Below are 25,611 nucleotides of genomic sequence, written 5' to 3' on the forward strand. Positions count from 1 at the left end.
GCCGCCGCCCTCTCGCGGTCGCCCCCCGGGTTCTACCGGGTCTGCTCCAGCCAGGAGGCGTAGAGCAGGCCGTACACCGACCCCGGATCGCGGACCAGCTCGTCGTGCGGGCCGCGCTGCACCACCCGGCCCCGGTCCACCACGATCACCTCGTCGGCGGCCTGCGCGGTGGAGAGCCGGTGGGCGATGGCGAGGGTGGTCCGGCCCCGGGTGACCGCGTCCAGGGTGCGTTGCAGCCGCACCTCGGTAGCCGGGTCGACCGCGCTGGTCGCCTCGTCGAGGACCAGCAGGTCCGGGTCGGCGACGTACGCCCGGGCGAGCGCGACCAACTGCCGCTCCCCCACGCTCAGCGCCTCGCCCCGCTCGCCGACCGGGGTGTCCAGCGCCGACGGCAGGCCGGCCAGCCAGTCCGCCAGCCCCAGCTCGGTGAAGGCGACGGTGAGCTGCTCGTCGGTCAGCTCCGGGCGGGCGAAGCGGACGTTCTCCCCGACCGTGGCGTCGAAGAGGAACCCGTCCTGCGGCACCATCACCACCCGGGAGCGCAGCGAGGAGAACCGCACCCGGTCCAGCGGCACCCCGGAGAGCAGCACCGCCCCGGCGGTCGGATCCATCAGCCGGGTGAGCAACTTGGCGAAGGTGGTCTTGCCGCTGCCGGTCTCCCCGACCACCGCCACCCGGCTCTTCGCCGGGATGTCCAGGGTGACGTCGTGCAGCACCGGCGGGCCGCCCGGGTACGCGAAGCCCACGTTCTCGAAGCGGATGTCCAGCGGGCCGGCCGGCAGCTCCCGGCCCTGCTCCCCCGGGTCCGCCACGTCGGGGGCCACGTCCAGCACGTCGAGCACCCGCCGCCACCCGGCGATCGCGTTCTGCGCCTCGTTGAGCACCTCGGTGGCGATCTGCACCGGCTGGATGAAGAGCGTGACCAGGAACAGGAACGCGGTGAGCTGGCCGATGGACAGGGTCCGGTCCACCCCGAGGGTGACCCCGACGACCACCACGCCGGCCAGCGCGACGCCGGCCGCCAGCTCCCCCACCGAGCTGCCCAGGATGCTGATCCGGATGGCCCGCTGCTGCGCCTCGCGCTGCCCCTCGATCGCCGCGTCGAGCCGCCGCGAGGTCCGCCCGGCGACGCCGTACGCCCGGATCACCGGCGCCCCGACGACGCTCTCGGCGATGGTGCCGAGCAGGGTGCCCATCCGCTGCCGGACCACGCCGTAGGCCCCGGCGAGCCGGCGCTGGAGCTGCCGGATCACCAGCACCGCCGGGGCGAAGGCGGCGAGCACCACCAGCGTCAACTGCCAGGAGTACGCCAGCATCACGGCCGTGGTGACCACCAGCTGGCCGAGGTTGACGATCAGGATCACCCCGCCCCACTGGAGGAACTGGGTGATCTGGTCGACGTCGCTGGTCACCCGGGAGACCAGCGAACCGCGCCGCTCGGACTGCTGGTGCAGCATCGACAGGTCGTGCACGTGCCGGAACGCCCGGGTACGCACCCCGGCCAGCGCGGTCTCGCTGACCGTGAACAGCCGGCGCATCATCAGGTAGCCGCAGGTGGTGGTGACCACCAGCACGGCGCCGGTCACGATGACCACCCGCCACACCACGCCCAGGTCCAGGCCGCCGATGATGCCGTGGTCGATGCCACGCTGCACGGCGACCGGCACGGCCACCCGGCCGATCATGTAGATCAGCGCCAGCGCGAGGGTGCCGGCCAGCCCCGTCCGCAGCTCCGGCGAGAGCGCCAGGCCGCGGCGCAGCGTCCGCCAGGTCGACTCGGCCCGCTGCTCGGGTTCGGCCTCCGCCGTGGCGTTCGCGCTCACCGGGCCCGCCTTTCGTTCGCGACTGCGGTGCTCCGCTGCGCTGCACTCCTCGCGCTCACCGGTCCACCTCGACTTCCAGGCCGGAGGTCAGCGGGGTGACCTCCTCGTACGTCCGGTTCTGCTCGCGCTCGTGCTCGGCCTGCTCGTACGCGGTGACCAGGTCGACGTAGCCGGGCACGGTGGCCAGCAGCTCGGCGTGCGTGCCGCGGGCGAGCACCCGCCCCTGCTCCAGGAAGACCACCTCGTCGGCCAGCGCGATGGTGGCCCGCCGGTACGCGACCACCAGGATCGACGCGGCGGCGCCCTGGCCGGACGCCGGGGCGCGCAGGCCGGCCAGGATGGCCGCCTCGACCCGCGGGTCCACCGCACTGGTCGCGTCGTCGAGCACCAGCAGTCGGGGCCGCCCCGCCAGCGCCCGGGCCAGGGTCAACCGTTGCCGCTGCCCGCCCGAGAGCGAGGTGCCCCGCTCGCCGACCATGGTGTCCAGCCCGTCGGGGAGGGCGGCGACGAAGCCGTCCGCCTCGGCCAGCCGCAGCGCGGCCCAGACGTCGTCGTCGCCGATTCCCGGCCGGTCCAGGGCGATGTTGGCCCGCACGGTGTCGTCGAAGACGAACGGCACCTGGGCAACCAGGGCGACCGTGCCGGCGAGCGCGGCGGCGGTCAGGTCCCGCAGGTCGACGCCGTCCAGGGTGACCACGCCGGCGTGCGGATCGACCAGCCGGACCGCGAGGGAGGTGACGGTGGACTTGCCAGCGCCGGTCGGCCCGACCAGCGCCACGGTCTTCCCGGCCGGCACGGTGAAGCTCACCTCGCCGAGCACCTCCGCGCCGGGCAGGTGCGCCTCGGCCGGCTCGTAGCCGAAGTGCACGTCGTGGAAGGCGAGGGTGGCCGGCGTGGGGTCGGCCGGGTCGAGCACGCGGTCGCCGTACGGCATCTCGCCGGTGGCGTCGAGGACCCGGCTGACCCGGTCCCAGCCGGCGACGCTGCGCGGCAGCTCGGCCAGCACCCAGCCGATGGCCCGGACCGGGAAGGCCAGCACGGTGAAGAGGAACGCGACGCTGACCAGGTCGGCGACGCCGATGGCGCCCGCCCGCAGCCGGAACGCGCCGACCACCAGCACGGCCAGGGTGCCGAGGCTGGGCAAGGTCTCCAGCAGCGGGTCGAACACGCCGCGCAGCCGGCCCACGGAGATCAGCGCGTCGCGCAGCTCGCCGGCACGGTCGGCGAACCGGGCGGTCTCCTGGGCCTCGCGGCCCATCGTCTTGACCACCAGGGCGCCGTCGAAGCTCTCGTGGGCGATGCCGCTGACCTCGGCGCGCAGCCGCTGGGCCCGGGTCTGCCGGGGCGCCATCCGGCGGGAGTAGACCACGTTGAGCGCGAAGAGCGCGGGGAAGACCGCGAGCCCGACGAGGGCGAGCGCCCAGTCGGTGAAGAGGAGCGACACGACCGCGCCGACCAGCATCACCAGCGTGCCGACCGCGAAGGGCAGCGGCGCGATCGGATACCAGGCGGCCTCGACGTCGGAGTTGGCGTTGGACAGCAACGTGCCGGTGGCGTTGCGGTGATGCCAGGACAGCGGGAGGTCGAGGTAGCGGCGGGTCACCCGGCGCCGGTAGGCGGCCTGGAGGCGGAACTGCATGTAACCCGCGCCGAGCCGACGGCCGAAGATGCCGACCACCCGCAGCACGCTGATCCCGAACAGCGCGGCGGCGGCCAGGGCCAGCACGCCCACCCCCACCGAGCCGCGCTCGATGGCCGGCACCACCACGTCGCCGACCACCCGGCCGACCACGAACGCGCTGGCGATCACCATCGAACCGAAGAGCACGCTGCCGGCGACCGCGACCGCGAAGATCCGCGGCTGCTCCCGGATAGCCCGGCCGAGGACCGACATCCCCCTGCCCAGCACGTCCCGACTTGTCCCGCTCGCCACGCTCTCCCCCGCCGTAAGGCCACAATTCTCTCCCTCATCCTTACCGGTCGCGGCCACCTACGCCGAACCCGGCCGGTATGTCCACCGTCACTCGCCCGCCGCGCCGGCCCGCGCGGCGCCCGGCGCGCCGTCCGGCCCGCGCGGCCCTACGATCCTCTGCATGCCGCGGTACGCCCGAGCGGAGCGCGAGGCGCTCGCCGACCTGATGCTGGACCTGGGACCGGACGCCCCGACGATCAACGAGGGCTGGACCACCCGTGACCTCGCCGCCCACCTGGTGGTGCGGGAGCGCCGGCCGGACGCGGCGGGGGGCATCGTGCTCCCGCCGCTGCGGGGGTACGCCGAGCGGGTGCGTCTGCGGATCGCCGGGCAGTCCTGGCAGGAGCTGGTCGGGCGGGTCCGCCGCCCACCGGTGTGGAGCCCGCTGAGCAACCCGCTCACCGACGAGCTCGCCAACACCATGGAGTTCTTCATCCACCACGAGGACGTCCGCCGGGCCCGGCCGGGCTGGCAGCCGCGCCAGGTGGCGGCCGGGTTGCAGGCGCGGCTGTGGAAGCCGGCGGGCCTGCTGGCCCGGGCGACCCTGCGCCGGTTCCCCGCCGACCTGCTGGTCCAGGCGCCCGGCCACGGCGAGCTGTCCACGGGCCGGGGCGGGGAACGGCTCCGGCTGGTCGGCGCGCCCGGCGAGCTGGTGCTGTTCCTTTCCGGGCGGCAGCGGGTGGCGCGGGTGCAGATCGACGGCCCGCCGGCGCTGGCCGAGCGGCTGCGCGGCGCCCGCCTGGGCCTCTGATCCCACCCCCGCCCGCGCAGGTGGACGGAGGGTGCGGAACCGGTCACCGAACCGGTCGGCGCGATCCAGCTGCCAGTGATCCGCGCCGATGCCCGCTGTCGTACTCTCCTGCGCGCCGACCTGCCCCGGGACGGCCGGACAGGGGACGACATGCCGAGCTTCGACGTCGCGGCGCTGCTCGAACCACCCTTCGCCGCGCCCCGGCACGCCGCCACCGACCAGGTGGCCGGGGAGAGCCTGGACTGGGCCCGCGGGCTCGACCTGGTCGACGACGACCGGCGGTTGCGCCGACTGCGCCGGGCCGGAGCCGCGGAACTGGCCGGCCGGACCTGCCCGACGGCGCCGGTCGACCGGCTACGGCTGCTCACCGACCTGATCTCCTGGCTGTTCGTGATGGACGATGCCTGCGACGACGACGGCCTGGGGGCCGAGCCAGCCCGGCTGGCGCCGACCGTCGCCGCGCTGCTGGACGTGCTGGACCGGCACGGCGATCCGACCGGCCCGCCGTCGCCCGCCGGCCCGCTCGGTGACGGGCTGGCCGACATCTGCCTGCGGGTCCGCGCCCACCGCCGGCCCAGCCTGCTGCTCCGCCTGGTCAGTCAGCTGCGGGAGTACCTGCTCGCGCTGCTCTGGGAGGCGGCGAACCGGCAGCACCGGCGGGTGCCGGACCTGACGGAGTACCTCCAGATGCGCCGGCACACGGGCGGGGTCCGCCCGAGCGTCACCCTCACCGACCTGGCGTACGACGCTCTGCCCGGCGCCGGTCGGCGGGCCGACCCGGCGGTGGTCGCGCTCGACGACCTCGCCACCGACCTGATCTGCTGGTGCAACGACCTCTTCTCCTACCGCAAGGAGCGCGACGCGGCGGCGGACCCGCACAACCTGGTCACGGTCATCGCGGCGCAGACCGGGCGGGCGCCGGAGGCGGCGTTTCGCACGGCCACCGACTGGTTCAACGACGGCCTGGCCCGGTACGTGGTGCGCGACGCGGCGGTGGCCGCCCGCGGGGACGACGCGCTCGGGCCGTACCTGGCCGTCCGCCGGGCGTGGGTGCGGGCGACCTACGACTGGTCGCTGCGCGCCGACCGGTACGCCTGACCTCGGGGACGTTCCACCTTGCGGGACTCAGCGGGCTCACAGGGACCGGGGCTAGCCGACGCCCCGGGCAGGCAATACCCTTCGGTAACCGCACACCGACGTGACCCCCGTCACGCCATCCACCCCTGAAGGCGGCTACAGCGATGGCTCTCGATGTACCGTACCGTTCGATTCCTGACATGTTCCTCCAGCGCGTGGCCGCCACCCCGGACCAGCACGCATTCGCCCACCCCGCCCCGGACGACTCCGGACCGGTCTGGCTCACCTGGGACCAGGTCGGGCACCGCGCCAAGGCGGTCGCGGCCGGCCTGCACGGCCTCGGCGTCGGCCTGGAGGATCCGGTGGCGATCCTGGCCAACACCCGGCTCGACTGGGTGATCGCCGACTTCGGCATCATGTGCGCCGGCGGGGCGACCACCACGGTCTACCCCACCACCGAGCCCGAGGACGCGACGTTCATCATCACGGACTCCGGCTCGAAGGTGCTGTTCGCGGAGAACCCGGCCCAGGCCGCGAAGATCGCCAGCGCCCAGCTGCCGGCGCTGACCCACGTGGTCCTTTTCGACGGCGCCGCCGACCCGGCCGCCGCCGTGCCCCAGCTGACCCTCGCCGAGCTCGAGGAGCAGGGCACCCGGGCGCTCGCCGCCGAGCCCGACCTGATCGACCGGCTGGTCGCCCCGATCGGCCCGGAGCACCTGGCCACCCTGATCTACACCTCCGGCACCACCGGCCGCCCCAAGGGCGTGGAACTGCTGCACGGCGGCTGGTGCTGGGAGGCGGTCGTCCAGGCCGAGACGAGCCTCCTGCGGGAGGACGACGTGCAATACCTGTGGCTGCCGCTGTCCCACTCGTTCGGCAAGACCCTGCTCTGCGGCTCCACCCACGTCGGCCTGCCGACCTACGTCGACGGCCGGGTCGACAAGCTCGTCGACATGCTCGGCGTGATCAAGCCGACGCTGATGTGCGGCGCGCCCCGGGTCTTCGAGAAGGTCTACAACAAGGCGGTCACCACCGCGCAGGGCGCCGGCGGCCTCAAGGCGAAGATCTTCGCCTGGGGCGTTCGGGTCGGCAAGGAGAAGGTCGCGCTGGAGCAGGCCGGACAGCCGGTCCCGGCCGGCCTGAAGCTGAAGTACGGGCTGGCCGAGAAGCTGGTCTTCAGCAAGCTCCAGGCCCGCCTGGGCGGCCGGATCCGGGTGCTGGTCTCCGGCGCGGCGCCGCTGAGCAAGGAGATCGCCACCTTCTTCGCCGCCGCGAACCTGCCCATCTCCGAGGGGTACGGCCTGACCGAGACCAGCGCCGGCAACTTCGTCAACCCGCCGGACGGGTTGCGGATCGGCACCGTGGGCCGGCCGATGGGCGACCTGGAGTGCCGGATCGACACCGACGGCGAGATCCTGGTCCGCGGCAAGCCGGTGATGCGCGGCTACCACAACCTGCCGGCCGAGACGGCGGCCGCGTTCACCGAGGACGGCTTCTTCCGTACCGGCGACATCGGCAGCCTGGACGACGACGGCTACCTGCGCATCACCGACCGGAAGAAGGACCTGGTCAAGACCTCCGGCGGCAAGTACATCGCGCCGTCGCACATCGAGGGCATGTTCAAGGCGATCTGCCCGTACACCTCGCAGGCGATCGTGATCGGGCAGGCCCGCAACTACTGCACCATGCTGGTCAGCCTGGACCCGGACGCTATCCAGGGCTGGGCGGCCGGCGGCCCGCTGGAGGGGCGCGACTACGCCGAGGTCGTCGCCAGCCCCGAGGCGCAGGCGATGGTGGAGGAGCACGTCGCCCGGCTGAACGCCAAGCTCAACCGCTGGGAGACGATCAAGAAGGTGACCATCCTGCCGCGCGACCTGACCATCGAGGACGGCGAGATCACCCCGTCGCTGAAGATCAAGCGGCGCGGCGTGGAGACCAACTTCGCCTCCCAGATCGACCAGATGTACGAGGGCACGCTCGCCGAGATCTGAGCCGGCCGGTGCCGCACCGGTGGCCGTGTCCCTCCGTCCCGGGACACGGCCACCGGCCGTTCACAGGTGCTCCCCGCGCCACCGGGACTGCTCCGCCTCGCCCGCGAGCTGCTCCTCCAGCGCGACCTGGCGGGTCCGGCGCCGGCGCGGGCCGTCCAGCACCGTCTGCACCACCGTCGAGACGACCGCGACCACCGCCAGCAGCGCCAGCGCGTCCAGTTCCGGCACGCCCACCGAGACCGGGGAGAGCGCGGCGAGCACCGCCACCGCGACCAGCGGCGCCCAGCGGACCCCGCGCAGCGCGCGCCACCCCACCCCCGCCAGCGCGAGCAGGTAGAGCGCCACCCCGCCGTGCAGCACCAGGATCCAGAAACCCCCCAGCGGTACGCCCCGGGACGGGCTGGCCGGGTCGGCGATCTCGGCGAGCAGGTCCTTGAGCCCGAGGGCGAAGAAGATGATCCCGGTGACCATCGGCAGGTGCAGGTACGTGTAGGCGTCCCGGGCCAGCCGGGCCCGGGCGACCGGTTCCCGGGTGCGGTGCAGCGCCTGCTCGACCGCGAGGGCCAGGGTGTCGAAGTAGGCCCACCAGAGCGCCGAGGCGATGGCGATGCCGAGGACCGCGGCCGCCACCACCGGCCAGGTGAGCGGCAGCTCGGTGACGAACTTGTGGCCGAACCCCAGCGCGATGATCGACTCGCCGAGCGCGACCAGCACGATCAGCGCGTGCCGTTCCGCCCAGTGCCCGGCGGAGACCACCACCCAGTACGCCCTCCCCAGCAACACACCGGCGGCGTACTCCACGAGCAGGGCCGCCAGCCACAGGCCCAGCCGCAGCAAGCCCTGCGCGCCGTCCCCGGTCAGCAGTCGCTGCGGCGCCACCGCGGCGGTGACCAGCAGCGCCGTAGCGACCACCGGCAGCACGGCGAGCAGCAGCCAGCGCCGCCGCCGGTCCCGGTCCGGCCAGGCGACCCACCCGAAGACCGCGAGCTGGCAGGCCCGGACCAGGAAGTAGCAGCCGGCGAAGAAGAGCGGCCCGTTCAGCCCACCGGGCCGGTCGACGAACGCCCCCGGCATGCTCAGGGCCAGCAGGAAGGTGGCGGCGACGGTGACGAAACCGACGACCGGCAGCACGCCCTGGTCGGTGCGGACCGCGTTGCCGAGGGCGGCGAAACCGGTCCAGCACCACCAGAGCAGGCAGAGCACCAGCAGCGCGCCGACCAGGTTCCTCGCGCTCGGCTCGCTGGAGGTCAGGCTGGTGACGGTGAGGAAGGCGAAGACGAAGACCAGGTCGTAGAAGAGCTCCAGTCGACTGGTACGGGTGCCCGGCGCGCCGGGGCGTACCCCGCGCGTCCACCGGAGACCACCGCTGCCCACACCGGCAGTCTTCCCACCGCACCGGCCCGCCGAGCGTCGATCACCCAAATCACCCCGAGCCGCCGCCCGCGGTCAGTGGCCGGGCGCCCGGCCGGCGCCGTGCTCGTCGAGGAACGAGTCGCGCAGCCGGCGGCGGGCCTCCCCGAAGAGCACCACCTCGACGGTGATCATCCCGACGCAGACCACCGCGAGCAGCCCGAGCGCGGCCAGCGCGGGCAGCTGGTCGGCGACCGGGACGAGCAGCACCAGCAGCACCGTGGCGACCGCCCGGGGCCAGTTGACCGAACCCATGTTGCGCAGCCGGAAGCCCAGGTGGCCGAGCAGATAGATGATCACGCCGCCGTAGAGGGCGAGCAGGCCCAGCCCGTGCAGCGGGTCGGTGAGGCTGTGGTGGGTGCCGTCCCCGACGTACGCCAGGACCTTCTTCAGCCCGAGGGCGAGCAGCACGATGCCGGCCACCATCGGCAGGTGCAGGTAGGTGTAGGAGTCCCGGCCCAGCGCCGCCCGCTCGGCGCCCTCCGCGCGGTGCAGCACCCGCTCGGCGGCGATCGACACCACGTCGAAGTACGCCCACCAGAGCGCGGCGGCGACCGCGATGCCGAGGAACGAGGCCACGACGATCGGCCAGGAGATCGGCAGCGCGGTCACCCCGACCCCGATCGCCACCAGCGACTCGCCGAGCGCGACGATGATGATCAGCCCGTGCCGCTCGGTCCAGTGCGCGGCCGAGAAGATCCGCCAGCCGGCCGCCCCGATCGCCATGATGCCGCCGTAGTCGATGGCCAGGGCGAGCCCCCAGAGCGCGGTGCGCAGGACGTCCTCACCGTTCGGGGTGTCGGTGAGCCGCTGGGGCAGCAGCGCGGCGGTGAAGAGCAGGGTCGCCCCGCCCAGCATCGGCAGGGACGCGCGCAGCAACTGCCGGCGCAGCCCGGCGTCGCCCCGGGCGGCGTGCCAGTAGATCACCAGGTGCAGCACCCGGACCACCAGGTAGCCGGAGGCGAAGACCACCGGGCCGGAGAGCCCGCCGCGCAGGTCGTTGAAGGCCTCGGGGATGGTCACCGCGACCACGAACATGGTGGCCATCACCGCGAAGAGCGCCACCCGTACCATGCCCTCGTCGGCGCGGACGGTGTTGCCCAGCCAGGCGTAGCAGCACCAGCACCACCAGAGCAGGGCCAGCACGAGCAGCCCGTGCAGCATGCCCCACCAGGTGAGGTTCGCCGCCATCAGCGCGGTCACCTGGGTGAGCGCGTAGACGAAGACCAGGTCGAAGAAGAGTTCCAGCGGGGTGACCGTGGCACCCTCGGTCATCACTCGCATCCGCGGCGCCCGCCGCGCCGTACCGCCGTTCGTCACGGCGCACAGTGTGGCAGCCGCGCGCCGCGACGGGAGACCCGTGCCGGCGCGCCGAGCCGGTCAGGCGATGACCGACGGCTCCCGCCACTGCGGACGACCCGCCCGGTCCAGGTCGTAGCGGACCGCGGCGAGCCGGCCGACCGCCTCGACCAGGTCCGCGGCGGGCAGGGTGAAGGGCAGCCGCAGGAAGCGTTCCAGGGTGCCGTCCAGGCCGAACCGGGGGCCGGGCGCCAGCCGTACGCCCACCTCCTCGGCGGCGCGGGCGAGGGCGCTGGAGATCGGGCCGTCCAGCTCGGCCCAGAGGGTGACGCCGCCGCGCGGGACGCTGATCCGCCAGTCCGGCAGCCGGTCGGCGAGCGCGCCGAGCAGGGCGTCGCGCTGGGCGGCGAGCTGGACCCGGCGGGCGGCGACGATGACCGGGGCGTCGGCGAGCAGGTGGACCGCGACGAGCTGGTCGAGCACCGGGCTGGCCATGTCCACCCCGACCCGGGCGGCGGCGAGCCGCTGCACCTGCGGCGCGGACGCCCGCACCCAGCCGATCCGCAGCCCACCCCAGTACGGCTTGCTCATCCCGCCGATGCTGATCACCCGGCTGTGCCGGTCGAAGGCAGCCACCGGCGGGGGCAGTTCGGTGCCGTCCAGCGGAAGGTCCACGAAGGACTCGTCGACGACCAGGTCGGTGCCGGCGGCGTGCGCCGTGGCGACCAGCCGCTCGCGCAGCTCGGCCGGCATCAGGTGGCCGGTCGGGTTCTGGAACTCCGGGATCAGGTAGGCCAGCTTGGGCCGGGTCTGGCGGACGCTGCCCAGCAGCAGGTCGGCGTCCCAGCCGGTGCCGTCGGTGGCCAGCCCGTGGGTAGCGATCCGGGCCCGGCGGGCGGCGAGCGCGGCCAGCGCGTTGGGGTAGGTCGGTGACTCGACCAGCACGCTGCCGCCGGGGGCCAGCGCCAGGCGCAGCACCAGGTCCAGCGCATGCTGGGTGCCGCTGGTGACCATGATCTGCTCGGCGCTGGTGGGCAGGCCCCGCTCGCTGTAGGACCGGGCGACCGCCTCGCGCAGCTCGATGATCCCGGTCGGGTGGTAGCCGGCGCCGCCCAGGTAGCGCGGCAGATCCTCGGCGGCGGCCCGGGCCGCCGGCACGAGCTGCGGCGGGGCGGCCAGCGCGGCGACCCCCAGGTCGATCATGTCGCGGTCGTCCACCGGGGTCCAGAGGCCGGTGCTGGCCACCCGGTGGGTGCCGGGCAGCATGGTCCAACTGCCGGCGCCGCGCCGGCTGGCCAGGTGGCCGCTCTCCCGCAGCTCCCGGTAGGCGGCGGTAATCGTGGTCCGGCTGATCCGCAGCGCCTCGGCCAGTTCCCGCTCGGCCGGCAGGCGTACCCCGAGGGGGAGCCGGCCGTCGGCGAGCAGGCCACGGACCGCGGCCGCGAGCGCGGCGTAGTCCGGGCTGCGGCGGCGGCCCGGGAGCGCGTGCCACTGGCCGAGCAGTCGGGCCAATTGGGCACCCCGCACCTGACTGGTCACGCCACGCCTCCCAAATTGGCTCTTCTCCCGCCGGGATTGGCCCCTAGGGTGGCATGCATGGCTCCGATTGGCAATCTCCGGTACCGGCCCGTCCGGCGGCTCACCCAGCTCTACGCCGGGCTCGTCCTGTACGGGGTGAGCATGGCCCTGATGATCCGCTCGGGCCTCGGACTGAACCCGTGGGACGTGTTCCACCAGGGGGTCTCCCGGCAGACCCATCTCTCCATCGGCACCGTCTCCATCATCGTGGGCGCGAGCGTGCTGCTGCTCTGGATCCCGCTGCGGCTGCGGCCCGGGCTCGGCACGGTCAGCAACGTGGTGGTGATCGGCCTGGTGGTGGACGCCGCGCTGACACTGCTGCCGGCCGACCTGCCGCTGGCCGCCCGGATCGTCCTGCTGGTCGCCGGCATCGTCGCCAACGGCGCCGCCACCGGCCTCTACCTCGGCGCCCAGCTCGGCCCCGGCCCGCGCGACGGGCTGATGACCGGGTTCGCGGCCCGCCGCCCCGGCCGGTCGGTACGGCTCGTCCGGACCGTCATCGAGGTGACCGTGCTGTCGCTGGGCTGGTTGCTCGGCGGCACGGTGGGTCTCGGCACGGTCGGCTACGCGCTCGCCATCGGCCCGCTGGCCCAGTTCTTCATCCCGATCTTCGCGACTCCCGCCGAGTCCACCCCGGACACTCCGACCCCCACCCTTGCTGAGCTGCGCTGACGCGATAGGGGGCATGTAGGTGTTTCCACCACGGACACCTGCGGGCATCATTCCTGCATGGGGGAGAACGGATGGCGCTGGACGGACGCCTGGATCTTCGTGTCACTGGTGATCGCGAGCGGCGCGGGGCGGCACCGCCGCGCGGCCGACACCCGACGCCCGGAGGGTGTCCGGCTGGCTGACGTGATCTCCACCGCGGACCACCTCAACGAGGCGATCCCGGAACGGCACGAGGTGGAGGCGGCGGTGCGACGGCTCGTCGGCGCCGGCCTGGTCAGCGTCTCCGACGGCTGGTTCCGGATCACCGCCGACGGGGAACGGCTCTGGCGGACCCGGCCCAGCGCCGGCGGGGCGACCACCGTGGACACCGTGCAGGGCATTCTGGTCCGCCGACACGCCCCAGGCAGCGCCGACTGGCACCTGCCCGAGGAGGACCACGCCGCCGCCGTGCAGGAGTACGTCGTCCGGTCGATTCCGGCCCCGCGCCGCTCCCCCGAGGGACGCGGCGGCCGCTGACGCCCGGTCAGAGCGGTCCCACCGTGGCCGTGGCCGGAAGACAATTTCGTAAAGAGCGATATGACGGCGAGTCATATTCATGCCTCTGCGTCATGTCGCTCTCCAGGGAATCACCCCCGTCCCGCGACACGCCCACGTGGCGGCGTCGCGCGCGGATAACCACCGCCATGCATCAGCCCGGCACCGGCCACGAGCGGCACGGAGGCCGAGAGCGGCACAGGACCACGGCGGCCACGGCGGCCTCAGCGGACCGGGTGACCGGCCGCCTTCAGCGCGGCCTTGACCTCCGCGACGGTCAGCTCACCGAAGTGGAAGACGCTCGCCGCCAGCACCGCGTCGGCGCCCGCGCCGATCGCCGGCGGAAAGTGCGCCACCTCGCCGGCGCCGCCGCTGGCGATCACCGGCACGTCGACCACGGCCCGCACCGCCTGGATCAGCGCCAGGTCGAAGCCGGCCTTGGTGCCGTCGGAATCCATCGAGTTGAGCAGGATCTCCCCCGCACCCAGCTCGGCGCCGCGCCGCGCCCACTCGACCGCGTCGATGCCGGTGCCCCGGCGACCGCCGTGGGTGGTCACCTCGAAGCCGCTCGGGGTGGTGCCGGCCGGGGCCCGCCGTACGTCCAGCGAGAGCACCAGCACCTGCCGGCCGAACCGGTCGGCGATCTCGGCGATCAGCTCGGGTCGGGCGATCGCGGCGGTGTTCACCCCGACCTTGTCCGCCCCGGCGCGCAGCAGGGTGTCGACGTCGGCGACCTGCCGGACGCCGCCGCCCACGGTCAGCGGGATGAAGACCGACTCGGCCGTGCGCCGGACCACGTCGAGCATGGTGCCCCGGTCACTGGAGGAGGCGGTGACGTCCAGGAAGGTCAACTCGTCCGCGCCGGCCCGGTCGTACGCCGCGGCCAGCTCCACCGGATCGCCCGCGTCGCGCAGGTCGAGGAAGTTGACCCCCTTGACCACCCGACCGGCGTCCACGTCCAGACACGGGATCACCCGTACCGCCACCGTCATGCCGCGAGCCTATCCAACGGGCACGCGGCGGCGGCCGACCTGTGAGGCCGGCCACCGCCGCGGGTCGGATCGGGACTCACACCCGGACGAGCATCTTGCCCAGGTTCTCGCCGCGCATCAGGCCGAGGAAGGCCGCCGGGGCGTTCTCGATGCCGTCGACGACCGTCTCGTCGTACGAGAGCTTGCCGTCGCGCAGCCAGCCGGCCACGTCCCGCACGAACTCGTCGCGCAGGTTGCCGTGGTCGCCCACCAGGAAGCCGCGCAGGGTGAGCCGCTTGCCGATGACCAGCGCCAGGTTGCGCGGGGCGGCCGGCGGCTCGTCGGCGTTGTACTGGGCGATCATGCCGCAGATGGCGGCCCGGCCGTGCAGGTTCATCGAGGAGATGGCGGCCTCCAGGTGCTCGCCGCCCACGTTGTCGAAGTAGACGTCGATGCCCTCCGGGGCGGCGGCCTTCAGCGCGTCGCGCACCGGGCCGTCGTGGTAGTCGAACGCGGCGTCGAAGCCGAGCGCCTTGAGCCGCTCGACCTTCGCCGCCGAGCCGGCGCTGCCGACCACCCGGGCGGCACCCTTGAGCTTGGCGATCTGGCCGACCATGCTGCCCACCGCGCCGGCCGCGCCGGAGACGAAGACGGACTCGCCGGGCTTCATCCCGGCCACCTCGAGCAGCCCCGCGTACGCGGTGAGCCCGGTCATGCCGAGCACGCTCAGGTACGCGCTGACCGGCGCGACGGTCGGGTCGACCGGCCGGGCGGCCTTGGCGTCGACCAGCGCGTACTCGCGCCAGCCGAGGCCGTGCAGCACGGTGTCGCCGACCTTGATCCCGTCGGCCTCGCTCGCCACGACCTCGCCGATCGCCCCGCCGTCGAGCGGCGCGTCGATCTGGAACGGCGGCACGTACGACTTGACGTCGTTCATCCGGCCCCGCATGTACGGGTCGACCGACATGAACTGGTTGCGGACCACGATCTGGCCCGGCCCGGGGGTGGGCACCTCGGTGGTGACGAGGCGGAAGTTGTCGTCGGTCGGCCAGCCCTGCGGGCGGGAGGCCAGGTGGATCTCACGATTGGTGCTCATGGAGTTCGTCCTTTCGTACGCGAGGAACGGGCCGGGCGGGGATCAGGCCGCTGCGGCCTCGCGGACGGTGAGGGCGACCTCGATGTTGCCGCGGGTCGCGTTGGAGTACGGGCAGACCTGGTGCGCGGCCTCGACCAGTTGCTCGGCGGCGGCCCGCTCGACGGCGGGCAGGTCGACCACCAGGGCGACGGTCAGGCCGAAGCCGCCGCTGCCGTTCGGGCCGATGCCGACCTCGGCCTCGACGACCGAGCTGGAGACGTCCGCCTTGGCCTTGCGGGCGACCAGGCGCAGCGCCGAGTGGAAGCAGGCCGCGTAGCCGGCGGCGAAGAGCTGCTCCGGGTTGGCGGCGCTGCCGGCGCCGCCCATCTCCTTCGGGATGGCCAGATCCAGGTCGAGGGTGCCGTCGGAGGTACGGACGTGGCCGTCCCGACCGTCGCCGGTGGCCTGCGCGGACGCGGTGTAGAGCACCTGCATGGTGGTCACTGCTCCTTCTGTCGGTGGATCGTCTCGGTGACCCGGGTGAGGGTGTCGCGGAGCCCGACCAGCTCGGCCTCGGTGAGGCCGGTGGCGCGGGCGACCCGCAGCGGCACCTCGTCCATCCGCTGCCGCAGGGCCGCGCCGTCACCGGTCAGCCCCACCTCCACCCGTCGCTCGTCGCGCGCCGACCGGGTCCGGACCACCAGGCCCGCCGCTTCCAGCCGCTTGAGCAGCGGGGAGAGCGTGCCGGAGTCCAGCCGCAGCGCGGCGCCGAGTTCGGAGACCGTGGGGGCGTCGTCGCCGCGCTCCCAGAGCACCAGCAGCACCAGGTACTGCGGGTAGGTCAGGCCCAACTCGTCGAGGATGGGCCGGTAGACGTCGGTGAGGGCACGCGACGCGGCATAGAGCGCGAAGCACACCTGTCGACGCAGCACCAGATCATCGGTCACGTGGAGAAAGTAGCCCACAATTAAGTTGTGCACAACCGATCGGGCCGCGATGTGGCCGCCCCCACCGTCGGCCGGGCGGGGCGGCCGGCGTCACCGGTCGCCGAGCCAGGCCTCCAGTTCGACCTCTACCAGCAGCTCCGGGTCGATCAACCCGGCCACCACCACCATTGTCGCCACGGGGCGGACCGCGCCGAAGACCGCGTTGTGCGCCCGGCCCACCTCGTCGGCGTAGATCCGGTCGGTCACGTACATCCGGGTCCGGACCACGTCGCCCGCTTCCGCGCCCACCTCGGCCAGCGCGTCCAGGCCGATCCGCAACGCCTGCGCGGTCTGCGCCGCCGCGTCCCCGACGTGTACGACCTCGCCGTCGACCGTCGAGGTGCAACCGGCCGTCCAAGCCAGGTCACCGGCCCGAACCACCCGGCTGTAGCCGTAGACGGCCTCCCAGGGACCACCCGAACCGAGCCGCGTCACGGTCATCCGGCGGTCCGCAGCGTCTCCAACGCCTCGGCCACCGTGAACGCGCCCGCGTAGAGCGCCTTGCCGGCGATCACGCCCTCCACGCCCAACGGCTCCAGGGTCGCCAGGGCCCGCAGGTCGTCCAGGGTCGACACGCCACCCGAGGCGATCACCGGCGCGTCGGTACGGGCGCAGACCTCGCGCAGCAGGTCGAGGCTCGGCCCCCGCATGGTGCCGTCCTTGGTGATGTCGGTCACCACGTAGCGGGACGCGCCGGCCTTGTCCAGCCGCTCCAGCACCTCCCACAGGTCACCGCCGTCGCGGGTCCAACCCCGGGCCGAGAGGGTACGGCCGCGCACGTCCAGCCCGATCGCCACCCGGTCGCCGAACTCCGCGCAGACCCGGTCGCACCACTCCGGGTTCTCCAGCGCGGCGGTGCCGATGTTCACCCGCGCCGCGCCGGTGCCCAGCGCCGCCCGCAGCGACTCGTCGTCCCGGATGCCGCCGGAGAGCTCGACCTTCACGTCGAGCTGCCGGACCACCTCGGCGAGCAGGTGCGCGTTGGTGCCCCGCCCGAACGCCGCATCCAGGTCGACCAGGTGGATCCACTCGGCGCCGTCGGCCTGCCAGGCCAGCGCGGCCTCCAGCGGGTCGCCGTAGGTCGTCTCGCTGCCGGCGGCGCCCTGCACGAGCCGGACGGCCTGGCCGTCGGCGACGTCCACGGCGGGCAACAGGGTCAGGCTCAACTTCGTCTCCTCGTATTCAGATCCGACGGTCCAGGGCGATCACGACGATCGCCGGCAGGACCAGCAGCAGCAGGACGACCAGCACCAGCCGGAGGGCCAGGTCGTCGACGAACGTCCAGATCAGCAGCAGCGCCGTCAGGGTCAGCGCCAGGATCGCCGCGCGCTCCGACCGCGTGCGCCGGCCCAGCCGGCCGGTCCGGCCCCGTCGCCACCGCGGCGTCACCCGACGGACCAACGCGCCCCGGCGTTGGCGGCGGGCCAGCTTGCGCTGCCGGACCGCCCGCGCCCGGGCCGCCTCGGCCTCGCGCACCACGCGCCGGCGGGCCCGCTCCTTGCTCACCGTCCCACCTCAGCTCGCGAGGGCTCAGTCAACCGTGGCCAGCCAGTTGCGCAGCAGCGCCGCCCCGGTCTCGGCCGACTTCTCCGGGTGGAACTGGGCCGCCGACAGCGAACCGCGCTCCACGGCGGCCACGAAATCCGTGCCGTGGTGGGCGGTGGTCACCCGGGCCCCGGCCGCGGCCAGCGCCGCCGGCTCGATCACGCCGTACGAGTGGACGAAGTAGAACCGGCTCTCGGCGGGCAGCCCGGCGAAGAGCAACGAGCCGGCCGGCGGAGCGACGATGTTCCAGCCCATGTGCGGCAGCCGCTGCGCGGGCAGCTTGGTCACCCCGCCGGGCAGCAGTCCGAGACCCTTGCTCACCACGCCGTGCTCGTCGCCGTGCTCGAAGAGGATCTGCATGCCCACGCAGATACCGAGCACCGGGCGGCCGGCGGCGACCCGCTCGGCGATCACCGGGCCCGCGCCGAGCGCCTCGATCCCCGCCATGCAGGCGGCGAAGGCGCCGACACCCGGCACCACCAGGCCGTCCGCCTCGGCGGCGGCGGTCAGGTCGTCGGTGACCGTGACGTCCGCGCCGGCGTGGTCGAGCGCCCGCTCGGCGGAGCGCAGGTTGCCCGAGCCGTAGTCCAGCACCACGATCCGCTTCGTCATCAGCCCTCCCCGGGAAGCAGCCAGAGCACCCCGGCGACGGTGGCCAACGCGGCCAGCAGGCCGGTGATCAGCACGGTGCCGCGCGGCGCGCCCTGCCGGTACAACGACCACGCCCCGCCGACGAGCACGCCCGCCAGGATCAGCAGCAGGGTCGGCAGCACCGGCCCCATCAGAGCGCCCCCTTGGTGCTGGGGATCGCGCCGGCGCTGCGCGGGTCGATCGCGGTGGCCTCGCGCAGCGCCCGGGAGACCGCCTTGAACTGCGCCTCCACCACGTGGTGCGCGTCCGGGTGCCCACCGGGGCGGGCCGCCCGGAGCACGTCCACGTGCAGGGTGATCCGGGCCGCCTGGCCGAAGGACTCCCAGATGTGCCGGGTCATGCTGGTCGGGTAGACCGGCCCGATGTACGGCGCCAGCGCGGGCTCGTCGTGCACCACGTACGGCCGGCCGGAGAGGTCGACCGCGGCTCGGACCAGCACCTCGTCCATCGGCACGGTGGCCGAGCCGTACCGCCGGATGCCGGCCTTGTCCCCCAGCGCCTGGTCGAACGCGGCGCCCAGGGCGAGCGCGGTGTCCTCCATCGTGTGGTGCGCGTCGATCTCCAGGTCGCCGACGGTGCGCACGGTCAGGTCGAAGCCGCCGTGCCGGGCGATCTGGTTCAGCATGTGGTCGTAGAAGCCCACCCCGGTGCCGATCTCGGCCTTGCCGGCGCCGTCGAGGTCGAGCTCGACGAGAACCTTGGTCTCCTTGGTGATCCGCTCCACCCGGGCGGTCCGGCTCATGAAAGCTTCTCCATCGCGGTGAGGAATGCGTCGGTCTCGGCGGGGGTGCCGGCGGTGACCCGCAGCCAGCCGGGCAGGCCCACGTCGCGGACCAGTACGCCCGCGTCGAGCAGGGTGCGCCAGGCGGCGGCCTGGTCGCCGTCGACTCCGAAGAGCACGAAGTTGGCGTCGCTGTCAGCCACCCGGTGGCCCCGGCCGCGCAGCTCGGTGACGATCCGGTCCCGCTGGACCATGATCGCGTCGACGGTGCCGAGCAGCGCGTCACGGTGCGCGAGCGCCGCCCGGGCGGCGGCCTGGGTGAGCGTCGAGAGGTGGTAGGGCAGGCGGACCAGCTGCACCGCCGCCACCACCGCCGGGTCGGCGGCCAGGTAGCCGAGCCGGCCGCCGGCGAAGCCGAACGCCTTGCTCATCGTCCGGCTCACCACCAGCCGCGGGTGGCCGGGCAACACGGCGAGCGCGCTGACCGTACCGGGTCGGGCGAACTCGGCGTACGCCTCGTCCACGACCACCATGCCGGGCGCGACGTCGAGCACCGCGGCGACCACCTCGGGGGCGAGCGCGGTGCCGGTCGGGTTGTTCGGCGAGCAGAGGAAGACCACGTCCGGGGCGTGCTCGCGGACCTGGGCGACCGCCTCGGCGGCGGTCAGCCCGAAGTCGACGCCGCGCCGCGCCGGGATCCACCGGGTGCGGGTGCCGAGCGCCAGCAGCGGGTGCATCGAGTACGCCGGCACGAAGCCGAGCGCGCTGCGCCCCGGGCCGCCGAACGCCTGGAGCAGCTGCTGCTGGATCTCGTTGGACCCGTTCGCCGCCCACACCTGGTCGACGGTGAGCCCGTGGCCGAGGTACTCGGCCAGGTCGGCGCGGAGCGCCACCGCGTCCCGGTCCGGGTAGCGGTTGAGGTCACGCAGCTCGGCCGCGAGGGCCTTGCCGATCGCCTCCACCACCGGCTCGGGAACCGGGTAGGAGTTCTCGTTGGTGTTCAGCCGTACCGCCACGTCGAGCTGCGGCGCCCCGTACGGTGTCAGGCCGCGCAGGTCGTCGCGGATCGGGAGGTCGTCCAGGCCGGTCACGACGCGTCCCCGGGGAAGCGGACGCGGACCGCCTGCCCGTGCGCCGGCAGGTCCTCCACGTTCGCCAGGGTCACCACGTGCGGGGCCACCTCGCGCAGCGCGTCCTCGGTGTATTCGACCAGGTGGATGCCGCGCAGGAAGGACTGCACCGACAGCCCGGAGGAGTGCCGGGCGCAGCCGCCGGTGGGCAGCACGTGGTTGGAGCCGGCGCAGTAGTCACCGAGCGACACCGGCGACCAGGCGCCCACGAAGATCGCCCCGGCGTTGCGTACCCGCAGCGCCCACTCGCGGGCGTCCACGGTCTGGATCTCCAGGTGCTCGGCCGCGTACGCGTCGACCACCCGCAGCCCGGCGTCGAGGTCGTCGACGAGGACGACGCCGCTCTGTTCGCCGCTGAGTGCGGTGGTGACCCGCTCGACGTGCTTGGTGGCCGGCACCTGGCGGGCCAGCTCCCGCTCCACCGCGTCGGCCAGCTCGACCGACGGGGTGACCAGCACGCTGGCCGCGAGGGGGTCGTGCTCGGCCTGGCTGATCAGGTCGGCGGCGACGTGCGCCGGGTCGGCGGTGTCGTCGGCCAGGATGGCGATCTCGGTCGGGCCGGCCTCGGCGTCGATGCCGACCACCCCGCGCAGCAGCCGCTTGGCGGCGGTGACCCAGATGTTGCCCGGACCGGTGATCATGTCGACCGGATCGCAGTGCGCGCTGCCTTCGGCGTCCACCGCGGCGCCGTACGCCAGCATGGCGACCGCCTGGGCGCCGCCGACGGCGTACACCTCGTCGACGCCGAGCAGCGCGCAGGCCGCCAGGACCCGCTGGTCGGGCAGGCCGCCGTTGTCCTGCTGCGGCGGGCTGACCACCACCAGCGAGCGGACCCCGGCCGCCTGGGCGGGGACCACGTTCATCACCACGGTCGACGGGTACATCGCCAGGCCGCCGGGGACGTAGAGGCCGACCCGGTCGACCGGCACCCAGCGCTCGGTCACCACACCGCCCGGCACCACCTGGGTGACGTGGTCGGTGCGGCGCTGGTCGGCGTGGACCTTGCGGGCCCGGGTGATCGACTCCAGCAGCGCGGCGCGCACCTCGGGGTCGAGCGTCCCCTCGGCCTCGGCGATCGTCTCGACCGGCACCCGCAGCACGTCCGGAGAGATCCCGTCGAAGCGCTCGCTGGCCTCCCGGATCGCCGGGTACCCATGGTCCCGGACCGCCTCCACGAGGGGACGGATCCTCTCGACGGCCACGGAGACGTCGAGCTGGGCACGGGGCAGCAGGCGGCGGGGGTCACGGACACCGCCGCGCAGGTCGATCCGATTCAACACCCTTGCGAGTCTAGGCGGCCCGCCCGGGGACCACCCGCGCCGCCCGCATCGCGGCGGGCGTGAGCCGAGCCACGCCGGACGGGCGGGCTCCCGCTAGGCTCGACGACGTGACCGCACGGCTGCCGGTGTTCCCGCTCGGAACGGTGCTCTTTCCCGGGCTGGTGCTGCCACTGCACATATTCGAGGAGCGCTACCGGGCCCTGGTCCGCCACCTGGTCGGGCTGCCCGAGGGCGCCCCGCGGGAGTTCGGCGTGGTCGCCATCGCGGCCGGCTGGGAGGTCGCCCCGGGCAGCGGGACGCCGACCCCGGGCGGCGGCGGGGTGACCCTGCACGAGGTCGGTTGCACCGCCGAGCTGCGCCAGGTGACCGAGCTGGACGACGGGGGCTTCGACATCGTCACGGTGGGCCGGCGGCGGTTCCGGATCGCCGACGTCGACGACACTGCCACGCCGTACCTGACCGCCGAGGTGGAGTGGCTGCCCGAACCGGCCGGCACCGACGAGACGGCCGACCTGCTGGCCGCCCGGGTGATCGCGGTGTTCCGCCAGTACCTCGGCCTGATCCGGCCGGATCCGGAGGACATCTCCGAGCAGTTGCCGGAGGACCCGACGGTGCTGTCGCACCTGGTCGCGGCCACGGCCGCGCTGACCGTGGCCGACCGGCAGAAGCTGCTCGCCATCGACGACACCGCCGCCCGGCTCCGCGCCGAGCTGCGGCTGCTCAACCGCGAGGCGGCTCTGCTGCGTCAGGTCCGGGCGGTTCCGGTGCCGCTGTCGGAGCTTGCGTCGCCCCCGGCGCCCAACTGACCGCACCCGGACCGCCGGGCGGCCACGGGCCGTCGAGCGCCGGCTCCGGGCGCAGCGACGGCCAGCGCGACCAGCCGGCCAGCAGGGTGTACGTCACCGCCGCGGCGAACGCCGGCAGCAGCAGGTCGCCGAAGGGCAGCGGCAGCACGTCCAGGAACCAGCGGATCCCGCCGGCGCGCAGGTCGGCCGGCTTGGCGAACGGTGTGCCGTCCGGGGCCGTGGCCAGCAGCCGCTGGTAGCCGGAGAGGCCGATCCGACGGCCGAGCTGCCAGGCCACCAGGGCGGCGCCGAACGACCCGAGCGCCACCGCGACGAGCCCGGCCGGCCCGCGGCGGCGGCGCAGCAGCATCCAGAGGCCGAGCGCGGCGAGCGCGCCGAAGCCGAGGCCGAGCAGGCTGAACCAGCCGTCGGCGGCGATCGGCTGCTCCGGCTGCGGCTGGGCGTAGACCGCCCCCTCGGCGGTCTTCAGCACCGGGGTGTCCGGCGCGACCGCCGCCCAGAGCAGGCCGAGCGGCGCGCCGAGGACGGTGAGCCCGAGCACCGTGGCGACGACGGCAACCGGGGTACGTCGGGGCCGGTCCACGCGGGTCGCCGGGTCGGCCGGGATCGGGGCGCCCTCGGCTGCGGGGGCGGTGCGGTCCGGCTCGTCGGGACGGCCGACGGGCCGGTACGGATCGGGGGTGTCCGGGCTCACCCGGTGATCCTCTCAGGCGCAGCTACGCCGTGGAGCGGCGGTGGCCGCACACTCCCCTCAGCGGGCGAACGGCTCCAGCATCACCGCGGCGGCCCGCAGCCACGCCTGGCGGGTCTCCGCCTGGAGCTGGTGGTACTCGATCGACGAGCCGGTCTCCAGCGCCGGGTCGTACGGCACCACGGCCACGGCCCGGGTCCGGGTGGCGAAGTGCTTCTCCAGGTCGTCCTGGAGCGCGGAGCGGCCCGGGGTGGGGCAGGAGATCAGGGTCACCGCGTTGTCGGCCAGCTCCCCCATGCCCACCTCGTGCAGCAGGTCCAGCATCCAGTCGGCGCTGAACGCGGCGTCCTCGCGCGGGACGGTGGTGACGACCAGCTGGTCGGCGGCCTGCATGACGGTGCGCCAGTTGGCGCTCTCCACGTTGTTGCCGGTGTCGACGCAGACCACGTCGTGGGTGCGGCGCAGCAGCTCCAGCACCCGCTTGACGGTGAACTGGTCGAGCCGCTGGGCGAAGCGCGGGCTCTCCTCGCCGGCCAGCACGTCGTACGAGCCGTCGGAGGCGTGCCGCAGGTAGTCGTCGAGCGACTCCAGCAGCTCGGCGCCCTCGCGGATCTCGATGTGGGCGAGGTCGCTGATCAGGTGCCGGATGGTCCGGGCGTGCCGGGCGCTGCCGGCGCGCAGGCCGAGGGTGCCGCGCAGCTCGTTGTCGTCCCAGGCGAGCACGCCCCGGCCGCGGACGCTGCCCACGGTGGCCGCGGCGAGCACGGTGGCGGTGGTCTTGTGCACCCCGCCCTTGGGGTTGGCGAAGGCCAGCACCCGCGGGGTGCCCAGGTCGCGGCGGAGGACGCCGGCGGACCGCTCCTGCTCGTCCTGCGGCGTCTGCGCGCGCCACTCGATCCGGGCCGGCTCGATCCGCGCCGGGTAGCCCCGGTCGGTGGTCACCGCCGGCGGGTAGGCCGGCTCCGACTGGTGCGCCGGCTCGGCCCGCCGGGCGGGCTCCGGGTACGTCGGCTCCACCGGATAGCCCGGCTGCTCGGCCGGGTACGCCGGCTCGGGGTGGCCGGGCTGCTGCGGGTACGTCGTCGCGGAGCCCGGGCGGTAGCCGCCGTCGAGCAGGGCGGCGTAGCGGGACTCGGCCGGCCGCGGCTCGTGCCGGTAGCCGTTGTCCAGCAGCGCGTAGCGGGACTCGACCCGATCGGGCGGCTCCACCGGATAGCGGGGCTCGGGCTGGTACGTCGGTTCGGGCTGGTACGTCGGTTCGGGCTGGTACGTCGGCTCGGGCTGGTACGTCGGCTCGGACTGGTACGTCGGCTCGGGCTGGTACGTCGGCTCCACCCGGTAGGCCGGGTCGACCCGGTACGAGGCCTCGGCCCGGTACGACGGGTCCGGGGTGTATCCGGGGTCGGCCGGGGGCACGGGGGCCGAGGCGCGACCGGACCAGCCGTTGCCGGACGCGCGCCGGGGCATCGACTCGCGCGCCGACTGCTCGTCGGCCCGGCGGTCGGCCTCGCCCTGCTCCGGGGCGCGGCCGCTGAGGCGGGCACGGTCGAGCAGGGCCCGCCATCGCGGTGCCGGTTCGGCCGACCGGCCCCAGCCGGACTCGGTGCCGTCCAAGGCTCGCCCTCCCCGCGCCATCGATCTCCGCCTGACAGGCTACGAACGAAACCCTATTCGGACCACACCGGTCTGTGCACATCCCCCGGTGGACATACTCAACGCGACCGCGTCGTCTACCCGCCGCGACCGCTGTCCGGGGAGGTCGGGGCGGTCGCCGCCCGCCGGGGACCGGCCCCGGCGGCCCACCGGCGGGGTGAGGGGTCGATCACACCCTGTGCCGCTTCCGACGAATCCCCCATTCCGGAACCCGTCGCCCCGGGACCGGCGTCGGCCGGCGGCCGCACCACGTCCCGCTGGTCCGGCAGCGGCGGGGTGAACACCGTCCGGTCGAGCCGGCCGACCTCCGGCGCCGGGTCCACCACCCGCACCCCGGGCCGGCTCGCCAGCTCCCGCAGCACGGGCGGCGCCGCCCGGACCACCGCCGCGTACACGCAGTCGCACCCGCGACGGTAGGCCGCCGCCTCCGCCGCCGCGACCCGCGCCCCGGTGTCGTACCCCCGGCGCAGTTCCGGGTCGGCGGACCCGGCCGCGCGGGTCCGCTGGTCGGCGGCCTCGCGGTCCTTGCGGTCGGCCACCGCGGCCATCCCGGCGACCACGTCCTGCGGCAGGCGCTGCGCCGCCAGGTGGACGACCTCGGTCTGCCGGTCGGGCAGCGGGACCCGGGCGACCACCTCGGCGACCGGCGCCCCGGCGAGCACCGCCGGCAGCCCGCCCGGCGGCAGGTACGCGTCGAACGAGACCAGGGCGTACGTCCCGGACGGCGATCCCGTCGCGGGCAGCGCGGCGAGTTCCGACGCGGCCGCCCGCTGGTACCCGGGGATGGGGTCGCCGGTGGCGACCCCCACCCGGGTCACCTCGCCCACCGTGCGGTCGCCCACCGGCGCGTCGTGGCGGCCCGCCCAGCCGGCGGCGAGCAGCACCGCGCAGACCGCGAGGAGCGCGACCCAGACCAGCCAGCCGGGCCGACCGGCCCGGTCGGGCCGGTCGGTCGCCGGCGGCGGATCGGCGGCGCTCACCGGCGCGGCCCCCCT

At 74.4% G+C, this 25,611-nt stretch carries 26 protein-coding genes; 6 read left to right on the forward strand and 20 right to left on the reverse strand.

Annotation, left to right across the window (positions count from 1 at the left end):
- Nucleotides 1–32: 32 nt before the first annotated feature.
- Entirely contained in the window at nt 33–1,823 is a 1,791-nt protein-coding gene (locus tag AC5RWQ_RS15585) for an ABC transporter ATP-binding protein (RefSeq protein ID WP_494283444.1), read from the reverse strand.
- 55 nt (nt 1,824–1,878) lie between these two features.
- Entirely contained in the window at nt 1,879–3,756 is a 1,878-nt protein-coding gene (locus tag AC5RWQ_RS15590; RefSeq protein ID WP_494283445.1) for an ABC transporter ATP-binding protein, read from the reverse strand.
- Nucleotides 3,757–3,916: 160 nt separating this feature from the next.
- On the opposite strand from AC5RWQ_RS15590, the gene AC5RWQ_RS15595 reads away from it, so the two are divergent.
- From AC5RWQ_RS15595 to AC5RWQ_RS15605, 3 genes are all read left to right on the forward strand, one after another.
- On the forward strand, nt 3,917–4,546 hold the full coding sequence (locus AC5RWQ_RS15595; protein ID WP_494283446.1) for a TIGR03085 family metal-binding protein: 630 nt from the start codon (nt 3,917–3,919) through the stop codon (nt 4,544–4,546).
- A gap of 150 nt (nt 4,547–4,696) precedes the next feature.
- Nucleotides 4,697–5,644: a terpene synthase family protein gene (locus AC5RWQ_RS15600; RefSeq protein WP_494283447.1), complete on the forward strand. Its 948-nt coding sequence runs from the start codon at nt 4,697–4,699 to the stop codon at nt 5,642–5,644.
- A gap of 143 nt (nt 5,645–5,787) precedes the next feature.
- Nucleotides 5,788–7,614 carry an AMP-dependent synthetase/ligase gene (locus tag AC5RWQ_RS15605; protein ID WP_494283448.1) on the forward strand — a complete coding sequence of 609 codons (1,827 nt, stop codon included), beginning with the start codon at nt 5,788–5,790 and terminating at the stop codon, nt 7,612–7,614.
- Nucleotides 7,615–7,674: 60 nt separating this feature from the next.
- Here AC5RWQ_RS15605 and AC5RWQ_RS15610 read toward each other — a convergent pair whose 3' ends face one another.
- The 3 genes from AC5RWQ_RS15610 to yczR form a co-directional block, all read right to left on the reverse strand.
- A complete protein-coding gene (locus AC5RWQ_RS15610; protein WP_494283449.1) occupies nt 7,675–8,988 on the reverse strand; it encodes a low temperature requirement protein A in 1,314 nt (437 codons plus the stop codon).
- Between the two features lie 72 nt (nt 8,989–9,060).
- A complete protein-coding gene (locus AC5RWQ_RS15615; RefSeq protein ID WP_494283450.1) occupies nt 9,061–10,299 on the reverse strand; it encodes a low temperature requirement protein A in 1,239 nt (412 codons plus the stop codon).
- Between the two features lie 105 nt (nt 10,300–10,404).
- On the reverse strand, nt 10,405–11,862 hold the full coding sequence (gene yczR / locus AC5RWQ_RS15620; RefSeq protein WP_494283451.1) for a MocR-like transcription factor YczR: 1,458 nt from the start codon (nt 11,860–11,862) through the stop codon (nt 10,405–10,407).
- 57 nt (nt 11,863–11,919) lie between these two features.
- Between yczR and yczE the strand changes: the two genes are divergently transcribed.
- Nucleotides 11,920–12,573 carry a membrane protein YczE gene (gene yczE / locus AC5RWQ_RS15625; protein WP_494283452.1) on the forward strand — a complete coding sequence of 218 codons (654 nt, stop codon included), beginning with the start codon at nt 11,920–11,922 and terminating at the stop codon, nt 12,571–12,573.
- Between the two features lie 57 nt (nt 12,574–12,630).
- Entirely contained in the window at nt 12,631–13,089 is a 459-nt protein-coding gene (locus AC5RWQ_RS15630) for a hypothetical protein (RefSeq protein WP_494283453.1), read from the forward strand.
- 242 nt (nt 13,090–13,331) lie between these two features.
- On the opposite strand, the gene hisF is transcribed toward AC5RWQ_RS15630, so the two are convergent.
- From hisF to hisD, 12 genes are all read right to left on the reverse strand, one after another.
- Nucleotides 13,332–14,099, reverse strand: a complete 768-nt coding sequence (gene hisF, locus AC5RWQ_RS15635; RefSeq protein ID WP_494283454.1) for an imidazole glycerol phosphate synthase subunit HisF — start codon at nt 14,097–14,099, stop codon at nt 13,332–13,334.
- A 76-nt stretch (nt 14,100–14,175) separates the two neighbouring features.
- On the reverse strand, nt 14,176–15,174 hold the full coding sequence (locus tag AC5RWQ_RS15640; protein WP_494283455.1) for an NADP-dependent oxidoreductase: 999 nt from the start codon (nt 15,172–15,174) through the stop codon (nt 14,176–14,178).
- A gap of 42 nt (nt 15,175–15,216) precedes the next feature.
- The gene (locus tag AC5RWQ_RS15645; protein WP_494283610.1) at nt 15,217–15,648 is read right to left on the reverse strand and encodes an organic hydroperoxide resistance protein; all 432 of its coding nucleotides are present in this window, start codon (nt 15,646–15,648) and stop codon (nt 15,217–15,219) included.
- A 5-nt stretch (nt 15,649–15,653) separates the two neighbouring features.
- The gene (locus tag AC5RWQ_RS15650; protein ID WP_494283456.1) at nt 15,654–16,100 is read right to left on the reverse strand and encodes a MarR family winged helix-turn-helix transcriptional regulator; all 447 of its coding nucleotides are present in this window, start codon (nt 16,098–16,100) and stop codon (nt 15,654–15,656) included.
- A gap of 90 nt (nt 16,101–16,190) precedes the next feature.
- Nucleotides 16,191–16,580, reverse strand: a complete 390-nt coding sequence (locus AC5RWQ_RS15655; protein WP_494283457.1) for a RidA family protein — start codon at nt 16,578–16,580, stop codon at nt 16,191–16,193.
- Nucleotides 16,577–17,305, reverse strand: coding sequence for a bifunctional 1-(5-phosphoribosyl)-5-((5-phosphoribosylamino)methylideneamino)imidazole-4-carboxamide isomerase/phosphoribosylanthranilate isomerase PriA (priA, locus tag AC5RWQ_RS15660; RefSeq protein WP_334486282.1), 729 nt, complete (start codon nt 17,303–17,305; stop codon nt 16,577–16,579). Before priA ends, AC5RWQ_RS15655 begins: the two co-directional genes overlap by 4 nt.
- 16 nt (nt 17,306–17,321) lie before the next feature.
- On the reverse strand, nt 17,322–17,645 hold the full coding sequence (locus AC5RWQ_RS15665; protein WP_494283458.1) for a hypothetical protein: 324 nt from the start codon (nt 17,643–17,645) through the stop codon (nt 17,322–17,324).
- A gap of 24 nt (nt 17,646–17,669) precedes the next feature.
- Complete coding sequence (gene hisH / locus AC5RWQ_RS15670; protein ID WP_494283459.1) at nt 17,670–18,296, reverse strand: imidazole glycerol phosphate synthase subunit HisH; 627 nt, start codon at nt 18,294–18,296, stop codon at nt 17,670–17,672.
- Nucleotides 18,296–18,466, reverse strand: coding sequence for a hypothetical protein (locus AC5RWQ_RS15675; protein ID WP_494283460.1), 171 nt, complete (start codon nt 18,464–18,466; stop codon nt 18,296–18,298). Before AC5RWQ_RS15675 ends, hisH begins: the two co-directional genes overlap by 1 nt.
- Nucleotides 18,466–19,077, reverse strand: coding sequence for an imidazoleglycerol-phosphate dehydratase HisB (gene hisB, locus AC5RWQ_RS15680; RefSeq protein WP_494283461.1), 612 nt, complete (start codon nt 19,075–19,077; stop codon nt 18,466–18,468). The genes AC5RWQ_RS15675 and hisB overlap by 1 nt, the downstream gene beginning before the upstream one ends.
- A complete protein-coding gene (locus tag AC5RWQ_RS15685) occupies nt 19,074–20,147 on the reverse strand; it encodes a histidinol-phosphate transaminase (RefSeq protein WP_494283462.1) in 1,074 nt (357 codons plus the stop codon). Before AC5RWQ_RS15685 ends, hisB begins: the two co-directional genes overlap by 4 nt.
- Nucleotides 20,144–21,466 carry a histidinol dehydrogenase gene (gene hisD, locus AC5RWQ_RS15690; protein WP_494283463.1) on the reverse strand — a complete coding sequence of 441 codons (1,323 nt, stop codon included), beginning with the start codon at nt 21,464–21,466 and terminating at the stop codon, nt 20,144–20,146. Before hisD ends, AC5RWQ_RS15685 begins: the two co-directional genes overlap by 4 nt.
- A 107-nt stretch (nt 21,467–21,573) precedes the next feature.
- Here hisD and AC5RWQ_RS15695 point away from each other — a divergent pair, with 107 nt between their 5' ends.
- Complete coding sequence (locus tag AC5RWQ_RS15695; protein ID WP_494283464.1) at nt 21,574–22,272, forward strand: LON peptidase substrate-binding domain-containing protein; 699 nt, start codon at nt 21,574–21,576, stop codon at nt 22,270–22,272.
- Here the strand turns inward: AC5RWQ_RS15695 and AC5RWQ_RS15700 are convergent.
- The 3 genes from AC5RWQ_RS15700 to AC5RWQ_RS15710 all read right to left on the reverse strand — a co-directional run bounded on the left by AC5RWQ_RS15700 (nt 22,187) and on the right by AC5RWQ_RS15710 (nt 25,596).
- The gene (locus AC5RWQ_RS15700) at nt 22,187–22,966 is read right to left on the reverse strand and encodes a DUF2567 domain-containing protein (protein WP_494283465.1); all 780 of its coding nucleotides are present in this window, start codon (nt 22,964–22,966) and stop codon (nt 22,187–22,189) included. The two genes, AC5RWQ_RS15695 and AC5RWQ_RS15700, sit on opposite strands and share 86 nt — an antisense overlap.
- A 57-nt stretch (nt 22,967–23,023) precedes the next feature.
- The gene (locus AC5RWQ_RS15705) at nt 23,024–24,598 is read right to left on the reverse strand and encodes a MinD/ParA family ATP-binding protein (RefSeq protein ID WP_494283466.1); all 1,575 of its coding nucleotides are present in this window, start codon (nt 24,596–24,598) and stop codon (nt 23,024–23,026) included.
- A gap of 95 nt (nt 24,599–24,693) precedes the next feature.
- Nucleotides 24,694–25,596: a hypothetical protein gene (locus AC5RWQ_RS15710; protein ID WP_494283467.1), complete on the reverse strand. Its 903-nt coding sequence runs from the start codon at nt 25,594–25,596 to the stop codon at nt 24,694–24,696.
- Nucleotides 25,597–25,611 lie beyond the last annotated feature (15 nt).

The organism is Micromonospora sp. BS32, assembly GCF_059089345.1.

Coding starts and splice junctions, on each gene's coding strand:
- hisB (WP_494283461.1), bottom strand. CDS start 19,077: ATGAGCCGGACCGCCCGGGTGGAGCGGATCACCAAGGAGACCAAGGTT.
- yczE (WP_494283452.1), top strand. CDS start 11,920: ATGGCTCCGATTGGCAATCTCCGGTACCGGCCCGTCCGGCGGCTCACC.
- hisH (WP_494283459.1), bottom strand. CDS start 18,296: ATGACGAAGCGGATCGTGGTGCTGGACTACGGCTCGGGCAACCTGCGC.
- AC5RWQ_RS15655 (WP_494283457.1), bottom strand. CDS start 16,580: ATGACCGTGACGCGGCTCGGTTCGGGTGGTCCCTGGGAGGCCGTCTAC.
- AC5RWQ_RS15605 (WP_494283448.1), top strand. CDS start 5,788: ATGGCTCTCGATGTACCGTACCGTTCGATTCCTGACATGTTCCTCCAG.
- AC5RWQ_RS15595 (WP_494283446.1), top strand. CDS start 3,917: ATGCCGCGGTACGCCCGAGCGGAGCGCGAGGCGCTCGCCGACCTGATG.
- AC5RWQ_RS15675 (WP_494283460.1), bottom strand. CDS start 18,466: ATGGGGCCGGTGCTGCCGACCCTGCTGCTGATCCTGGCGGGCGTGCTC.
- AC5RWQ_RS15615 (WP_494283450.1), bottom strand. CDS start 10,299: ATGACCGAGGGTGCCACGGTCACCCCGCTGGAACTCTTCTTCGACCTG.
- AC5RWQ_RS15645 (WP_494283610.1), bottom strand. CDS start 15,648: ATGCAGGTGCTCTACACCGCGTCCGCGCAGGCCACCGGCGACGGTCGG.
- AC5RWQ_RS15705 (WP_494283466.1), bottom strand. CDS start 24,598: ATGGCGCGGGGAGGGCGAGCCTTGGACGGCACCGAGTCCGGCTGGGGC.
- hisF (WP_494283454.1), bottom strand. CDS start 14,099: ATGACGGTGGCGGTACGGGTGATCCCGTGTCTGGACGTGGACGCCGGT.
- AC5RWQ_RS15640 (WP_494283455.1), bottom strand. CDS start 15,174: ATGAGCACCAATCGTGAGATCCACCTGGCCTCCCGCCCGCAGGGCTGG.
- AC5RWQ_RS15630 (WP_494283453.1), top strand. CDS start 12,631: ATGGGGGAGAACGGATGGCGCTGGACGGACGCCTGGATCTTCGTGTCA.
- AC5RWQ_RS15600 (WP_494283447.1), top strand. CDS start 4,697: ATGCCGAGCTTCGACGTCGCGGCGCTGCTCGAACCACCCTTCGCCGCG.